This window comes from Arsenophonus endosymbiont of Bemisia tabaci Q2 (assembly GCF_902713415.1).
Classification (GTDB): Bacteria; Pseudomonadota; Gammaproteobacteria; order Enterobacterales; family Enterobacteriaceae; genus Arsenophonus.
In genome coordinates this window covers 15,415-30,177 of the sequence record NZ_CACTIE010000061.1, presented here as the reverse complement: position 1 = coordinate 30,177, position 14,763 = coordinate 15,415, and the positions used below count along the sequence as shown (strand labels likewise).

Annotated in this window: 12 protein-coding genes and 7 pseudogenes; 11 read left to right on the top strand and 8 right to left on the bottom strand. The window is 37.8% G+C overall.

Annotation, left to right across the window (positions count from 1 at the left end):
- Positions 1 to 536: D-glycero-beta-D-manno-heptose 1,7-bisphosphate 7-phosphatase (gene gmhB, locus ARSQ2_RS03545; RefSeq protein WP_181994371.1), on the bottom strand; the 536-nt coding region annotated here is incomplete at its 3' end.
- Positions 537 to 713: 177 nt separating this feature from the next.
- Between gmhB and metN the strand changes: the two are divergent.
- The 10 genes and pseudogenes from metN to proS all read left to right on the top strand — a co-directional run bounded on the left by metN (position 714) and on the right by proS (position 6,422).
- Positions 714 to 1,753, top strand: a pseudogene (gene metN / locus ARSQ2_RS03540) (methionine ABC transporter ATP-binding protein MetN).
- Positions 1,746 to 1,865, top strand: a pseudogene (locus tag ARSQ2_RS14635) (DL-methionine transporter permease subunit); the annotation flags it as partial. The pseudogenes metN and ARSQ2_RS14635, both read left to right, overlap by 8 nt.
- 105 nt (positions 1,866 to 1,970) lie before the next feature.
- Positions 1,971 to 2,276: pseudogene (locus ARSQ2_RS03535) on the top strand (ABC transporter permease subunit); the annotation flags it as partial.
- Between the two features lie 35 nt (positions 2,277 to 2,311).
- The gene (locus ARSQ2_RS11880; RefSeq protein WP_238334297.1) at positions 2,312 to 2,782 is read left to right on the top strand and encodes an IS630 transposase-related protein; all 471 of its coding nucleotides are present in this window, start codon (positions 2,312 to 2,314) and stop codon (positions 2,780 to 2,782) included.
- A complete protein-coding gene (locus ARSQ2_RS12420) occupies positions 2,697 to 2,930 on the top strand; it encodes a hypothetical protein (RefSeq protein ID WP_238334296.1) in 234 nt (77 codons plus the stop codon). Before ARSQ2_RS11880 ends, ARSQ2_RS12420 begins: the two co-directional genes overlap by 86 nt.
- Positions 2,819 to 3,139: a transposase gene (locus ARSQ2_RS11875; protein WP_238334295.1), complete on the top strand. Its 321-nt coding sequence runs from the start codon at positions 2,819 to 2,821 to the stop codon at positions 3,137 to 3,139. The genes ARSQ2_RS12420 and ARSQ2_RS11875 overlap by 112 nt, the downstream gene beginning before the upstream one ends.
- 14 nt (positions 3,140 to 3,153) lie before the next feature.
- Positions 3,154 to 3,336 (top strand): annotated as a pseudogene (locus tag ARSQ2_RS03525) (MetQ/NlpA family ABC transporter substrate-binding protein); the annotation flags it as partial.
- A gap of 298 nt (positions 3,337 to 3,634) precedes the next feature.
- A pseudogene (gene rcsF / locus ARSQ2_RS03520) lies at positions 3,635 to 3,863 on the top strand (Rcs stress response system protein RcsF).
- Positions 3,864 to 3,885: 22 nt separating this feature from the next.
- Positions 3,886 to 4,598, top strand: a pseudogene (gene tsaA, locus ARSQ2_RS03510) (tRNA (N6-threonylcarbamoyladenosine(37)-N6)-methyltransferase TrmO).
- A gap of 108 nt (positions 4,599 to 4,706) precedes the next feature.
- Complete coding sequence (gene proS / locus ARSQ2_RS03505) at positions 4,707 to 6,422, top strand: proline--tRNA ligase (protein ID WP_181994368.1); 1,716 nt, start codon at positions 4,707 to 4,709, stop codon at positions 6,420 to 6,422.
- Positions 6,423 to 6,641: 219 nt separating this feature from the next.
- Here the strand turns inward: proS and ARSQ2_RS03500 are convergent, their stop codons facing one another.
- The 4 genes from ARSQ2_RS03500 to ARSQ2_RS03485 all read right to left on the bottom strand — a co-directional run bounded on the left by ARSQ2_RS03500 (position 6,642) and on the right by ARSQ2_RS03485 (position 8,384).
- Positions 6,642 to 6,878 carry a hypothetical protein gene (locus ARSQ2_RS03500; protein ID WP_181994367.1) on the bottom strand — a complete coding sequence of 79 codons (237 nt, stop codon included), beginning with the start codon at positions 6,876 to 6,878 and terminating at the stop codon, positions 6,642 to 6,644.
- A 24-nt stretch (positions 6,879 to 6,902) separates the two neighbouring features.
- The gene (locus ARSQ2_RS03495) at positions 6,903 to 7,148 is read right to left on the bottom strand and encodes a copper resistance protein NlpE N-terminal domain-containing protein (protein WP_181994366.1); all 246 of its coding nucleotides are present in this window, start codon (positions 7,146 to 7,148) and stop codon (positions 6,903 to 6,905) included.
- Positions 7,149 to 7,569: 421 nt separating this feature from the next.
- The gene (locus ARSQ2_RS03490) at positions 7,570 to 8,109 is read right to left on the bottom strand and encodes an IS630 family transposase (RefSeq protein ID WP_181994365.1); all 540 of its coding nucleotides are present in this window, start codon (positions 8,107 to 8,109) and stop codon (positions 7,570 to 7,572) included.
- A 14-nt stretch (positions 8,110 to 8,123) separates the two neighbouring features.
- A complete protein-coding gene (locus tag ARSQ2_RS03485) occupies positions 8,124 to 8,384 on the bottom strand; it encodes an IS630 transposase-related protein (RefSeq protein ID WP_181994364.1) in 261 nt (86 codons plus the stop codon).
- Positions 8,385 to 8,402: 18 nt separating this feature from the next.
- Between ARSQ2_RS03485 and rof the strand changes: the two are divergent.
- Positions 8,403 to 8,677 (top strand): annotated as a pseudogene (rof, locus tag ARSQ2_RS03480) (Rho-binding antiterminator).
- A gap of 35 nt (positions 8,678 to 8,712) precedes the next feature.
- Here rof and tilS read toward each other — a convergent pair.
- From tilS to dnaE, 3 genes are all read right to left on the bottom strand, one after another.
- Positions 8,713 to 10,056 (bottom strand): tRNA lysidine(34) synthetase TilS, encoded by a 1,344-nt coding sequence (gene tilS, locus ARSQ2_RS03475; RefSeq protein ID WP_181994363.1) that lies wholly within the window; start codon positions 10,054 to 10,056, stop codon positions 8,713 to 8,715.
- A 231-nt stretch (positions 10,057 to 10,287) separates the two neighbouring features.
- On the bottom strand, positions 10,288 to 11,247 hold the full coding sequence (gene accA / locus ARSQ2_RS03470; RefSeq protein WP_181994362.1) for an acetyl-CoA carboxylase carboxyl transferase subunit alpha: 960 nt from the start codon (positions 11,245 to 11,247) through the stop codon (positions 10,288 to 10,290).
- 11 nt (positions 11,248 to 11,258) lie between these two features.
- Positions 11,259 to 14,741, bottom strand: a complete 3,483-nt coding sequence (gene dnaE / locus ARSQ2_RS03465; protein WP_181994361.1) for a DNA polymerase III subunit alpha — start codon at positions 14,739 to 14,741, stop codon at positions 11,259 to 11,261.
- Positions 14,742 to 14,763: the final 22 nt, after the last annotated feature.

Here is a 14,763-nt window from a genome sequence, read left to right as displayed (position 1 = left end):
AAATCTGCCAGGCTATTTATAATCCAATCAGCAGACTTTTTATCATATTCAGTGATAGATTTTCCTTTATTTATCAATACATTAGTGCCAATATGTGCTTCTTTACCGGCTTGCATATCAGAAAGTTTATCCCCCACCATGTAAGAGGCCTTCATATTAATATTAAGTTGTTTTCGCGATGTTAATAGCATACCAGCTTTCGGCTTACGGCAATCGCATATTTTTTTATATTTTTGTTCAATTGCATCAGGATGATGAGGACAATAATAAATACCATCAAGCTCAACGCCACGATCAATAAGAGACCAATCCATCCATTCTGTCATTTCAAGAAATTGTGCTTCTGTGAAGAATCCTCTTGCAATACCTGATTGATTAGTAACAAGAATCAATGCATAGCTCATTTTTTTTAATTCAAGCATTGCTTCAATTGCGCTTTCGATAAACTGAAAATTATCTATTTCATAAACATAACCATGATCAAGGTTAATAGTACCATCACGATCGAGGAAAATTGCCGGAATACTTTGACTCACCATATTACTCCATTAAATTTAACTTTGTTCATTATATGAAAAGCAGCTAAAGCTAAATAAGAACAAGAGTCGTATTTATATTTTTGTTTACTTAGACGTCTAGACACCTTAATATCCGTGTTAAATATAGTCGAATTTTCTTACCACTTTATTTCCATTATTTAGTAGATCACAATAATGATAAGACTTTATAACATTAATAAAATTTTTCACCAAGGAGCACATGCAATTCACGCATTAACCAATATTAATCTGCATGTGCCTCAAGGCCAAATTTACGGAATTATCGCTGCTTCCGGTGCCGGAAAAAGTACGCTAATTCGTTGTGTCAATATGCTTGAACGCCCAACGACAGGTGAAGTATTGATTGACGGGCACGCGTTGACAGATCTTTCTGAAAAACAATTAATCTTAACGCGTCGTACTATCGGCATGATTTTCCAACATTTCAATCTACTTTCATCACGCAATGTTTTCGATAATATTGCCTTACCTCTAGAACTAGATAACACGCCAAAAGCCGAGATCCATCAACGCGTAACAGAGTTATTACAGTTAGTCGGTTTAGCAAATAAACAGGATGCCTATCCAGCTAAGTCTATCTGGAGGACAGAAGCAACGCGTTGCTATAGCTCGCGCTTTAGTCAATTCGCCTAAAATATTATTATTATTATGTGATGAAACGACAAGTGCATTAGATCGAACAACAACCCGTTCTATTCTTGAGCTATTATAAAGATATTAATCGACGTTTAGGTTTAACCATCTTGCTTATTACTCACGAGATGGATGTTGTAAAACGTATATGCGATCAAGTGACGATTATCAGTGAAGAGCGTTTAATAGAAGAAGATAGCGTTAGTGAGGTATTTTCTCATCCTAAGACACCAATTGCGCAAAATTTTATTAAATCAACATTCGTATTAGATATTCCAGAATATTATCAAACGCGTTTGCAGATGTTGCCAGCCCTAGATTTATCGCGATTATTGAAATTGGAATTTACCGGTAAGTCAGTAGATGCACCATTAATTTCAATGGTTGTTAGAAAATTTAATATCGACATCAATATATTGAGCTCACAAATAGATTACGCCGGTGGTGTTAAATTTGGTTTTATGCTTGCTGAATTTCATGGTCTTGACGAAGGTATTGAAAAATTAATTACTTTTTTAGAAGAGCACCATGTAAAAGTGGAGATCTTAGGTTATGTCTGAAAAAATGATCATTCTGCTACTAAATGGTACGTTAGATAGACTTATCATGACTTTTGTGTCGGGATTTTTGGGATTTTTGGGATTTTTATTAGGGCTTCCTATTGGCATATTATAGCTGGGCGACTTTAAAATGATTACAAGTAATTACTCTATATCAGTAAATTTATATTGGATAAAAACATATATTTTGTAATCAAAATTAAGACGCTTAGCTATACTTTATGTGACCAGCACCGGGCAAGTTATTGAAAATATTTCCCTTTATGGAATAGTGTCTGCATTGGTTAATGTGTTTCGTTCCATTCCATTTATTATTTTATTGGTTTGGATTATTCCATTAACTAAATTAATTGTCGGCACATCTATCGGTATTCAGGCCCCGATCGTTCCGTTAACTATTGGTGCAGCACTTTTCATTGCCCGTATGGTTGAAAATATGCTGTTAGAGATCCCTAATGGTTTAATTGAAGCTGCTCGTTCAATGGGTGTAACGTCTCTAAAAATCATTGGTAAAATTCTGTTATAGCTAAGCGACTTAATTTTGATGACATTATTTATATGAGCTATTCAATTGATTTTAGAGGTAAAGTGATATTTACGATGGAAGAAGAAGGGTTGAGTATCCGAGAAAAAGCCAAGCAATTTCGGATTAGCTCTGCATTTGTATCGGGTTGGATTAATCAAATAGAGCCAAAAGCATCGATTACGTATCAGCGAAAAATCGATAAATCCGAGTTGATAAAAGATGTTGAACAATATCCAGATGCTTACCCAAAAGAGCGTGCAGAGCGTTTTGGCATTTGTCAGAAGGCCATTTGGGAAGCTCTTAAAAAAATGGGATTGACCTATAAAAAACTCTACGTCATCCGAAAGCCGACGAAAACACTCGACAAACGTTTCAACAAAAAACAGTATGAAAAAGAAGGCAAGCATATTGTTTTTATTGATGAAAGTGATTTTTCACACGATACGCCGCGGACTCACGGCTATTCCCCGAAAGGTCAAAGGTGTGTTGGTCTCAAGAACTGAGGACCTAAAGGAAGAACAAATGTTATCGGCGCTTTATTGGGCACAACGCTGTTTGCTATCGGATTATTTGATATCAATATTAACAGCGATATTTTCTATTCATGGGTCACCCAAGTCCTTATCCCAGTACTTCCTAAAAACAGTGTAATCATGATGGATAATGCAACTTTTCACAAGAAACAAAGTATTCAACAAGTCATCATCGATGCGGGGCATATGGTGGAATATTTGCCTACTTATTCGCCAAATCTTAATCCAATTGAACATAAATGGGCACAAGCTAAATGCAAAAAAAAAGAGCGCTTGGATGCGACACAGATATTTTGTTCGCACTCAATATGGTGTAATCAAAATTAAGTCGCTTAGCTATAACGCCCGAAAAAGATGGATTGTTCGTTGAGGACAAAAATTCACCTTATGTAAATTTCATTGTGAGTCCTGAAAATAATAAAGATAATGAAAATGTGAAAAAGTTTGTTAAAGCCTATCAATCCGAAGAAGTAGCTGAAGCAGCCAATAAAATTTTTGACGGTGATGCTATTCCAGGCTGGTGATCGCTTTTTCAAAAAAATGACATTATAATAAAACCAGCGAATATAATCCGCTGGTTTTATTATAAATTTTATACAGTGAATTGTGTCTATTATTATGGCTAAAACTGATTTGTAGTTCTATTTGATTTCTTTAATAAAATAAGGAACTTATATCCGCCTATTACTCTGTTATTACTCTGTTGTCTTACACTCTGTATCTCAGGCTCTAATGTATTTTCTCCAGCTGAATATAATAAACCAGATAACTCGTTAAAAAATCCAAAAAATATTATCAAAAAAATCACCACAAAAGCGCTCTGTGGTAAAAATTATTGATAAAACAGAAGTATTACTGGGTAAACCATTTAAGGATCTGGGCATTGTTTCCGGTATTTCATGCCAACCTAATCGACAAGATCCAAGTGTAAATATTCCCGTAGCAAAAAAATATGCTGAAAAAGGCCTCTTCTCTTGGCGCGAATAGCGTGTTATTGCACCGTTGTAAAATAATTAGTACACCAGATTCTTATCAAACTGCTATTTGTTAAGGCTCTACGCTGAATATTATTAATGGATAATTTTCAATTTAATGTGATTGGGGTGATAGAATGACCTTATAAAGAAAAATTTGCCATCCCGAGACAACGAGGTTTAATTGATGATGGAGAGGGTTATTTGCGCCTATTTCCGCCTTATAATCATCCTGATGCTGTTTGTGGATTAGAACAATTTAGTCATATTTGGCTTATTTTCATTTTTCATCAAACCATGACTGAAGGTTGGCGTCCCTTAGTAAGGCCTCCCTGTTTAGGTGGTAATACCAAAAGGGTTTTTTCGCCACTCGTTCTCCATTTCGTCCTAATCTAATAGGTATGTCATTAATAGAATTGAAAAATTTAATTATCCGTGATAACGAAGTAGGTTTAGCTTTAGGTAGTCTGAATTTAGTTGATGGCACCCCTGTGATTGATATAAAACCTTATCTGCCGTTTGCGGAATCTTTATCAAAAGCGGTTGCTGGATTTGCCCAAGCTGCACTGGCTAGTGAAATGAAAGTGGTTTTTTCAGCTACTCCCCAAAAACAGTTGATTGAGCAACAAACCCGCTATCCTTTCCTTGAGCGTTTTATTCGTCAAGTTTTAGCGCAAGATCCACGTCCAGTTTATAAAAAAAGCGAAGCTCACGAAAAAATCTACGCTGCCTATTTGCTCGATTTTAATGTTAGATGGCAGGTTTCAGCAAATATCATTGCCTTTTTCGCTATAGATACGCTAAAAAATTAAGTTATCTCTTTAGACATTAGCAACTCGCTGGTAGACTAAAAGATAATTTTGTTTTAATGGTTGGTCCAATACCAACTGAAAGTAATTCGTTGTTGATGGAAGCTAATAATGCGCACAAGCCAATATCTTCTCTCTACTTTAAAAGAGACTCCCGCCGACGCAGAAGTTATCAGTCATAAGCTGATGCTTCGGGCAGGTATGATCCGTAAAATTGCTTCAGGGCTATATGACTGGCTACCAACCGGTGTTCGTGTGCTGCGCAAAGTTGAGAACATTATTCGTGAAGAAATGAATCGCGCGGGTGCAATTGAGATTTCCATGCCGATAGTTCAGCCAGCAGATTTATGGCAAGAAAGTGGGCGTTGGGAGCAATATGGCCCAGAGTTACTTCGTTTTGTTGATCGTGGTGAACGACCTTTTGTGTTGGGCCCGACTCATGAAGAGGTAATTACCGATCTTATTCGTAATGAAGTGATTTCTTATAAACAGCTGCCGTTAAACCTTTACCAAATCCAAACAAAATTTCGTGATGAAGTAAGGCCACGTTTTGGTGTGATGCGCTCCCGTGAGTTTATTATGAAAGACGCTTATTCTTTTCATACCGATCAAAACTCGCTGCAACAAACTTACGATGCAATGTACAAGGCATATAGTACAATCTTTACCCGTATTGGCTTTAATTTTAAGGCAGTACAAGCAGATACTGGCTCTATTGGTGGCAATGCTTCGCATGAATTTCAGGTATTAGCTGATAGTGGTGAAGATAATATTGTTTTTTCTACCGCTTCAGATTATGCTGCTAATATTGAGCTGGCAGAAGCAATTTGTCTTACGGAAGAACGTCCTGAACCGGCTGAATATATGCGTATTATCGATACCCCTGACGTTAAAACTATTGCCGAGTTAGTTAATCAACATAATTTACCTATTGAAAAAACAGTTAAAACCTTAATTGTCAGTGCAGAAAAAGAGAGTGGTCATCAACTTGTTGCCTTATTGATCCGTGGTGATCATGAATTAAATGAGATCAAAGCAGAAAAACATCCTCTGGTTGCAAGTCCACTGAAATTCGCAACAGAAGAAGAAATACGTGCAATCCTGCATGCAGGTCCCGGTTCATTAGGCCCGGTTAACTTGCCAATACCAGCAATTATCGACCGCAGCGTTGCTGTGATTAGTGATTTTAGTGCCGGCGCCAATATTGATCATAAACACTATTTTGGTATCAATTGGCAACGGGATTTACCTTTACCCGACGTTTATGATTTACGTAATGTAGTCGATGGCGATCCTAGTCCCGATGGTAAAGGAACTGTTCAAATTAAACGTGGAATTGAAGTTGGTCACATTTTTCAACTAGGAACAAAATATTCTGAAGCAATGAAGGCCAGCGTTCAAAATGAAGATGGCCATAATCAAACGGTAACGATGGGATGTTATGGTATCGGTGTCACGCGGATTGTAGCAGCAGCAATTGAACAGAGCCATGATGATAAAAGAATTATTTGGTCTGATGCTATCGCACCTTTCCAAGTTGCTATTTTGCCAATGAATATGCATAAATCGTATCGCGTTAAAGAAGTTGCTGAAAAACTTTACTGTGATTTGCAAGTCAATGGCATTGATGTCATTTTTGACGATCGCAAAGAACGGGCTGGTGTGATGTTTGCTGATATGGAGCTTATTGGAATACCTCATACCATCGTGATCGGTGATCGTAATTTAGATGACAACAAGGTTGAATATAAACAGCGGCGAGATAATGATAAAGAATTTATTGATCTTGCTGAGATAGTTGATTTTCTAAAAACAAAACTTAACTAATCAGCTTTATTGATGCAAAATGCCCTGCTGAAAATAGCTGGGCATTTAATATATCTGATAATTAGTGAGAGTGAAAAGTACGCAGTTTATCAAATTTAATCTCGCCGTTCTGGATCAAGGTTGCATCAAACAAGCCATCTTGCATTGATGGGCGGATGGCTGTAATAGCCCTCAACTTCGACATAAACAGGCTTACCCGCTTCAATACCGGTTGCCAGATTATCCTTTTTCTAAATCGATATTACTCAGACTGTAAATATGTCCACTTTTACACTCTTTAAATAATGCCGCGTCAGCGATATAACTATATTCCCGGCTCTTTTTATCTGGCTTTACTTGCTCTAAGGTATAATTTAAATTACTTTCTATTCGATTTCCTTCCTGATCGAGATATTCTATTTTTTTACGATCAATGCTAGCTTGAAAATAGGTTTTTTGCTGATCAGAATCAATCAAAAATAATTTAGTACCTTTTTTAGTCTAATTTCCTGTAGTAAAAAAAGTATTTTTTTGTTCTTCCGTACCCAAATAGGTTAATTGCTCAATAAATTTACCATTCGGATTGAAAAGAACTGTTGTTTCAATACCTGAAAAATCTGCAAAAGGGAGTACGCCAGTATAAATTTTATCCATTGTTTGGCTTTGTGATTGTGGCAATTTATGCTGATAGCCAGCAAGGATCATCGTACTCATTGTCAGCAATATATTCAATACTTTTCGTTTCATTATTCGCTCCAAAATCCATTCGATAAAATAGATCTATTACAATAACATTTGGTTACTTTCGCCAAATCATTTTACCTAGTTACACAATATTTAAAACCATTTATTGATTTTCATTACCTACAATAAATATTAGCAAGCGTCATGCTAATTTTTCTCTCTTCGGTTGAAAAAAGTATGGTGCTATTATGCGCTTTAATCAGTAAATGCTTATAATTACAAATATTCAAAGGCGGCAATAATCGCCACTTAACAATAGTGGTGAGAGATTATGTCTAAAGATGGTGAGAGATTATGTCTAAAGATATAGCTAAGCAACTTAATTTTGATTACACCATATTGAGTGCGAACAAAATATCTGTTTCGTATCCGAGCGCTCTTTTTTGCATTTATAGCTGGGCGACTTTAAAATGATTACAAGTAATTACTCTACATCAATAAATTTATATTGGAGAACAACATATATTTTGTAATCAAAATTAACTCGCTTAGCTATATGTTCAATTGGATTAAGATCTGGCGAATAGGTAGGCAAATATTCCACCATATGCCCCGCATCGATGATAACTTGTTGAATACTCTGTTTCTTGTGAAAAGTTGCATTATCCATGATGATTACACTGTTTTTAGGAAGTACTGGGATAAGGACTTGGGTGACCCATGCATAGAAAACATCGCTGTTAATATTGATATCAAATAATTCGATAGCAAACAGCCTTGTGCCCAATAAAGCGCCGATAACATTTTTTCTTCCTTTAGCTCCCCAGTTCTTGAGACCAACACACCTTTGACCTTTAGGGGAATGGCCGTGAGTCAGCGGGGTATCGTGTGAAAAACGACTTTCATCAATAAAAATAATATGCTTGCCTTCTTTTTCATACTGTTGTTTTTTTGTTGAAACGTTTGTCGAGTGTTTTCGTCGGCTTTCGGATGACGTAGAGTTCTTTTTATAGGTCAATCCCATTTTTTAAGAGCTTGCTAAATGGCCTTCTGACAAACGCCAAAACGCTCTGCACGCTCTTTTTGGTAAGCATTTGGATATTGTTCAACATCTTTTATCAACTCGGATTTATCGATTTTTCGCTGACGCGTAGTCGATTTTTTTGGCTCTATTTGATTAATCCAACGCGATACAGATGCAGAGCCAATCCGAAATTGTTTCGCTGTTTCTCGGATACTCAACCCTTCTTCTTTCATAGTAAATATCACTTTACGTCTAAAATCAATTGAATAGCTCATATAAATAATGTCATCAAAATTAAGTCGCTTAGCTATACTGAATACAAACCAATTAACTGCGATGACTATGATTATTTAGAACTCGCTTGTCAGCATAGTTTTCAGTTAACCATAAAACTGGATAATGGAGAGATTATTGAAGGAAAAGCAATTGATTTGCTCTGTTAAAAAAACAGGTTGAATATCTGGTTGTTGATGTTGCTAGTGAAAAAAAACAACTGCGATTAGATCATATTGTTAGTTTTAGTCATCCGGAAATTGGCGACATCGTTATTGATCATTCTGGTTCATAAAAGAAATATTGATTATACTTGCACAATAATACCCCTTACTTGAAAAGTAAGGGTTTTTTATCCGTTATCCATTTTATTTTCAATTCAGACTGGCCTTGAATAGATTGTCCTGATTGAGTAATAAATACACCAACGGCCGCAATAAGTTCATCATTATAATAAATTAAAGGCGTTCTTTCCCTTAACCAAGGCGCTACGCCTAACTCCTGCCAAAGCTTTTTACTCCGTTTGGCGTGCTGACGACCAATAATTTTAATATTTCCTTTTAATCCAAATCGAATAGTAACCTGCTCATTTGCTAACGGCGCCCGGAATCCGGTTCCCTTATCTGGGACTATTAGCGTGCCTAAGTTATCAGGCAATTTAATCGCGGCAGGCAGCTGCCACGCTAAACAAATTTTAGTGAGATCGTTAAATTGTGGCAGCAACCAAAGCTGTTGTTTAAAACGTCGAATAACATTGTTGTTAGCTAATATAAATTGCGGCTCTGCATCTGGACGCGCACAAATCACGTCTTGCCAAATTTGTTTTAATTGAACACGAGAAGGCATCAAAATTCGATGTAAACTCAACCAACGACGTAATATTGTGTTACGTTTCATTTCAGAATAACTTACTAAAGTATCAAGCTGCAAGGCTCCTTCTGCCGTTACTAGCTGAGATAAATAATCTTGTAGTAATTCATTGAGTAAAGCTTCTTGTTCTGCACACAAACTGGCGCTTCTGGCCACTGCTTGTGAAAAATGCGGCCAACGCCGGTTAAAATGCGGCATTATAGCTAAACGTAAAAAATTACGATCATAGCGCTGATCTTGATTACTATCATCTTCTATCCAAAAAAGCGATTTTTTTTCAGCATAAAAAACCAATTGCTGACGGCTGAATGATAATAGTGGTCTAATTAAATAGGTATCAGCAAACGGAATAGAAATTGGCATCGCAGATAAACCTGCTGGCCCACTGCCCCGTTTTAATGCTAATAAAAAAGTTTCTGCTTGATCATCTAAATGTTGGGCAGTAACAATAATTTCTTCAGGTAATAGTATTTCACGAAACGCTTGATATCGTGCATCCCGCGCCGCTGCTTCTATCCCTTTTTTAGTTGGGTCGATATAAACATGCTGTGAAGAAAACTCTACCTGCCAGTCGAAACAAACTTTCTGGCAATGGATAGCCCAATCATCAGCTTTATCATTAAGTCCATGATGAATATAAACCGCACGGATATTAAGGTTTCGCACTGTGGTTTGACGTAATGACACTAAGGCATGTAATAAAACTGTTGAATCTAGTCCACCACTGAAGCCTACCAATATTTGGCGTGTTGAGCCGATGGTTTTTATAATTTGGTTCAGCAATGTAGCCTCATGAACATTCATAATTATTCTAACTACCTCTGTCGCAATTATTTATTGCTCTATTTTCTACTTATTATATTATTAGAATTAATATAATTTATTGTATTAATTAAAATTTATTTTTAAATAAATTGAGGGATAAATTTTTTAATCATGATATCTGATGATCAAAGATGAAAAAATTTTAAATATTAAAAAATGGAAATAACCATTGATAGTTATTTCCATTTTTATACCTTAGCTAGCGTAAAATTAGCAATAACCACATTCCATTAAACGTTGATAACGGCGGTTTCTCAACTCTTCAGGACTAAATACATCGATATCACTCAAATCATTTAAAATACGCTGTTTAAGATTATGCGCAATTTGTTCATAATTACGATGCGCGCCACCCAACGGCTCTTTAACAATGTTGTCAATGAGATTAAGTGATTTTAAACGTGAAGCCGTGATCCCCATCGCTTCTGCAGCTAATGGGGCTTTATCGGCATTTTTCCAAAGAATAGAAGCACAACCCTCGGGTGAAATGACAGAATAAGTGCTGTACTCCAGCATATTGACTTTATCACCAACGCCAATCGCTAATGCCCCTCCAGAGCCGCCCTCACCAATTACCGTACAGATAATAGGAACGGAGAGCCGGGACATTTCACGTAAATTACGGGCAATCGCTTGGGACTGACCGCGCTCTTCCGCTCCAACTCCTGGATAAGCTCCCGGTGTATCGATAAAGGTAATAATCGGTAACTTAAAACGCTCAGCAATTTCCATTAATCGTAAAGCCTTACGGTATCCTTCCGGTGCTGGCATGCCAAAATTACGCCGAATTTTTTCTTTTGTTTCACGTCCTTTCTGATGACCAATAATCATTACTGGACGCCCATCCAATCGAGCCAATCCACCAACAATGGCTTTATCATCAGCATAAGCACGATCACCCGCTAGCTCTTGTAAATGCGTGAATATACGTCCAGCATAATCCAGAGTGTAAGGTCGCATCGGGTGACGAGCAAGTTGTGCTATTTGCCAAGCGCCTAAGTCAGAAAAAATTTTGCGTGTTAACTCTAAACTCTTTTCGCGAAGTCTAGCGACCTCTTCATCTAGGTCAATATCTAGCTTGGTATCCTGACGATTTACTGCCGTTAACGAGTCTATTTTTGCTTCCAACTCCGCAATCGGCTGTTCAAAATCCAGAAAATTAAGGCTCATAATATTCCTATTTAGTCAAATTCTAATTCTACCTGCTGATTACCTAGCAGAGTTCGCAGCTCAGTCAAAAGATTATCGGTCGGAGTAACCCGCCAAGTGATGCCTAATTTTAATTTAGCGCGAGCGTCTTTCTTCTGATAATAAAGATGAACCGGTATTGTTCCTGAACGATAAGGTTCCAATGTGCTACGAAGACGGTTTAATAATTGGTCATCAATTTGTCTATCTGTCAATGAAATAGCAATACCTTTAGCATATTTCTGACGAGCTTCACTAAGATCCATCAGTTCACGAACAGACATTTTATTACCACCATTGAAATCATCAAAGCTGACCTGACCTGTGGCAATTAATATTTTATCTTTCTCAAGTAGATGCTGATACTTTTCTAACGCATCTGAAAATAACATTATATCCAAGCGTCCAGAGCGATCATCCAAAGTACATATACCTATTCTGTTGCCACGTTTAGTGGTTACTACTTTAGCGGTCAGCGCTAAACCAACCACCGTTGACATCTGTCCTCGAGGGGTTGGATTCACATCCTTTAATCTTAATCCACTAGTATAACGTTCAATTTCAGACAAATAAGCGGTAATAGGATGTCTCTTTAAATAGAGACCCAATGTTTCGCGTTCACCTTCTAATATAAGCTGTTCAGGCCATTTAGCTACACTAGCATAAGATTGTTCAACCTGCTCAGGCGCTTCAGCTAATACGCCAAACATATCAGTTTGTCCAATTGCTTCAGCTTTAGCGTGTTGATCTGCCGCTTTTAAGGCATCTTCTAATGAAGACATTAATGCAGCACGGTGCGGACCTAAATGATCAAAAGCACCGGACATAATCAATTTTTCCATCACGCGACGATTAAGCTTTTTAGTATCAACCCGTGCACAAAGATCAAAAATTTCTTTAAAAGAACCACCTTTTTGGCGTGATTCAATAATAGCTTCTATTGGGCCTTCACCAACACCTTTTATGGCGCCAATGCCATAAACAATTTCACCGCTATCATTGACATGAAAATGATATAATCCACTGTTGATATCCGGTGGCAATACTTTCAACTCCATACGCCAACATTCATCAACTAAACCAACCACTTTCTCGGTATTATCCATATCCGCTGTCATCACTGCTGCCATAAACTCAGCCGAATAATGTGTTTTTAACCAAAGGGTCTGGTATGAAACTAAGGCATAAGCAGCAGAATGTGATTTATTAAATCCGTAACCGGCAAATTTTTCTACCAGGTCAAAGATTTTCATGCCTAACTCACCGTCAATACCATTTTTAACCGCCCCAGCCTCAAAAACTGAGCGCTGTTGTGCCATTTCTTCAGGCTTTTTCTTACCCATCGCCCGACGGAGCATATCTGCTCCCCCTAGGGTATAACCAGCAAGCACCTGAGCAATCTGCATAACTTGTTCTTGATAAAGAATGATACCGTAGGTAGGCTCTAAAACCGGTTGTAATGATTCATGCTGCCATTCAACATCAGGATAAGAGATGGCTTCTTGTCCATGCTTACGATCAATAAAATTATCTACCATCCCTGACTGTAATGGGCCGGGACGAAAAAGTGCAACCAGAGCAATCATGTCTTCAAAGCAATCAGGGCGTAATCGCTTAATCAAGTCTTTCATACCCCGAGATTCTAGTTGGAATACCGCTGTCGTTTCGGCCCGTTGCAATAGTTCAAAACATTTTTGATCATCGAGAGGGATCGTCGCGATATCGATGGGCGCTAAATTTTGTTTTGCCCGACGTTGATTAATCATATCTAACGCCCCACTAATAATTGTCAAAGTCCTTAGACCAAGAAAATCAAATTTTACCAGACCGGCGTATTCAACATCATTTTTATCAAATTGGGTAAGCGGATTTTGTCCTTCAGGATCACAATAAAGGGGGGAAAAATCTGTTATTTTGGTCGGCGCAATAACTACTCCACCCGCATGTTTACCTGCATTACGTGTCACACCTTCAAGTTTGCGCGCCATGTCTATTAATGCTTTAACTTCTTCATCAGCATCATAAATTTCTTGCAATTGTGGTTCTACAAAGAATGCTTTTTCAAGCGTCATACCGGGATCCGGCGGAACTAATTTGGCTATACGATCAACAAATCCATACGGATGCCCCAGTACCCGACCAACATGTCGAATAACCGCTTTTGAGGCCATGGTACCAAAAGTAATAATTTGTGAGACAGCATCACGACCATACATTTGCGCCACATGTTCAATGACCTGATCGCGTTTTTCCATACAAAAATCAACATCAAAGTCAGGCATGGAAACACGCTCAGGATTAAGAAAACGCTCAAATAACAGATCAAATTGAAGCGGATCCAAGTCGGTAATTTTTAATGCATAAGCGACTAATGAGCCTGCGCCTGATCCTCGTCCCGGGCCTACCGGAATAGCGTTATCTTTTGACCATTGAATAAATTCCATTACGATCAGAAAATAACCAGGAAATCCCATCTGATTAATTACTCGTAATTCGATATCTAAACGTAGATCATATTCAACCCGTTGCTCAGCTCTCTCCTTCTCGTCGGGATAAAGAAATTGTAAACGCTCCTCTAACCCAGCCTTTGCACATTTGATTAGGAAATCTTCGGTTGCCATATCGCCGGTCGGGAATTGCGGCAAAAAAAATTCGCCTAAACGCATCATTACATTACAGCGCTTAGCAATTTCGACACTATTTTTCAACGCCTCAGGAATGTCGGCAAATAATTCAACCATTTCCTGTTCACTGCGTAGATATTGCTGAGGACTATAATTTTTTGGTCTTTTCGGATCAACGAGTGTAAAACCATCATGGATCGCGACCCGTATTTCATGGGCAGCAAAATCATCGCTATTAATAAAGCGTACATTATTCGTGGCAACGACTGGCACACCTTTTTTTTCAGCCAATTGGACAGCGGCATGTAAATAACTCTCTTCATCAGGCCGTCCAGTTCTGGCAATTTCTAGATAATAGTTATGTGGGAAATGAGTTTGATAAAAATCCAAACATTGTTCAACTAGTTGCTGATTTCCGCGCAACAAAAATTTACCCACATCTCCCATGCAGCCACCAGAGAGTAATAATAGTCCCTCTTTATGGGTTACTAGCCAGTCTCGTTTGATAGTTGGTCCGAGCGCGCCATAGCCTTTTTGATAGGCTGCGGAAATAAGCAGGGTTAGATTATGGTAACCTTTATTATCCCTGGCCAGGATAGTCAAATGGGCAACTTCATCGCCGAGTAATTCACTTTCTAGATAAAAATCTGCACCAATAATTGGCTTAACTCCGGCAGAATGTGCCGCACAATAAAATTTTATTAAACCATAAAGATTGGTAAAATCGGTTATTGCCAATGCAGGCATACTTAATTCTGCCGCCCGATTAACGAGTGGATTAATTTTTGCTAATCCATCAATAATGGAATAGTCACTATGTACGCGTAAGTGTATAAAACCTGGTTCCGTCATTTTTTAGCTATACTCTTTGCAA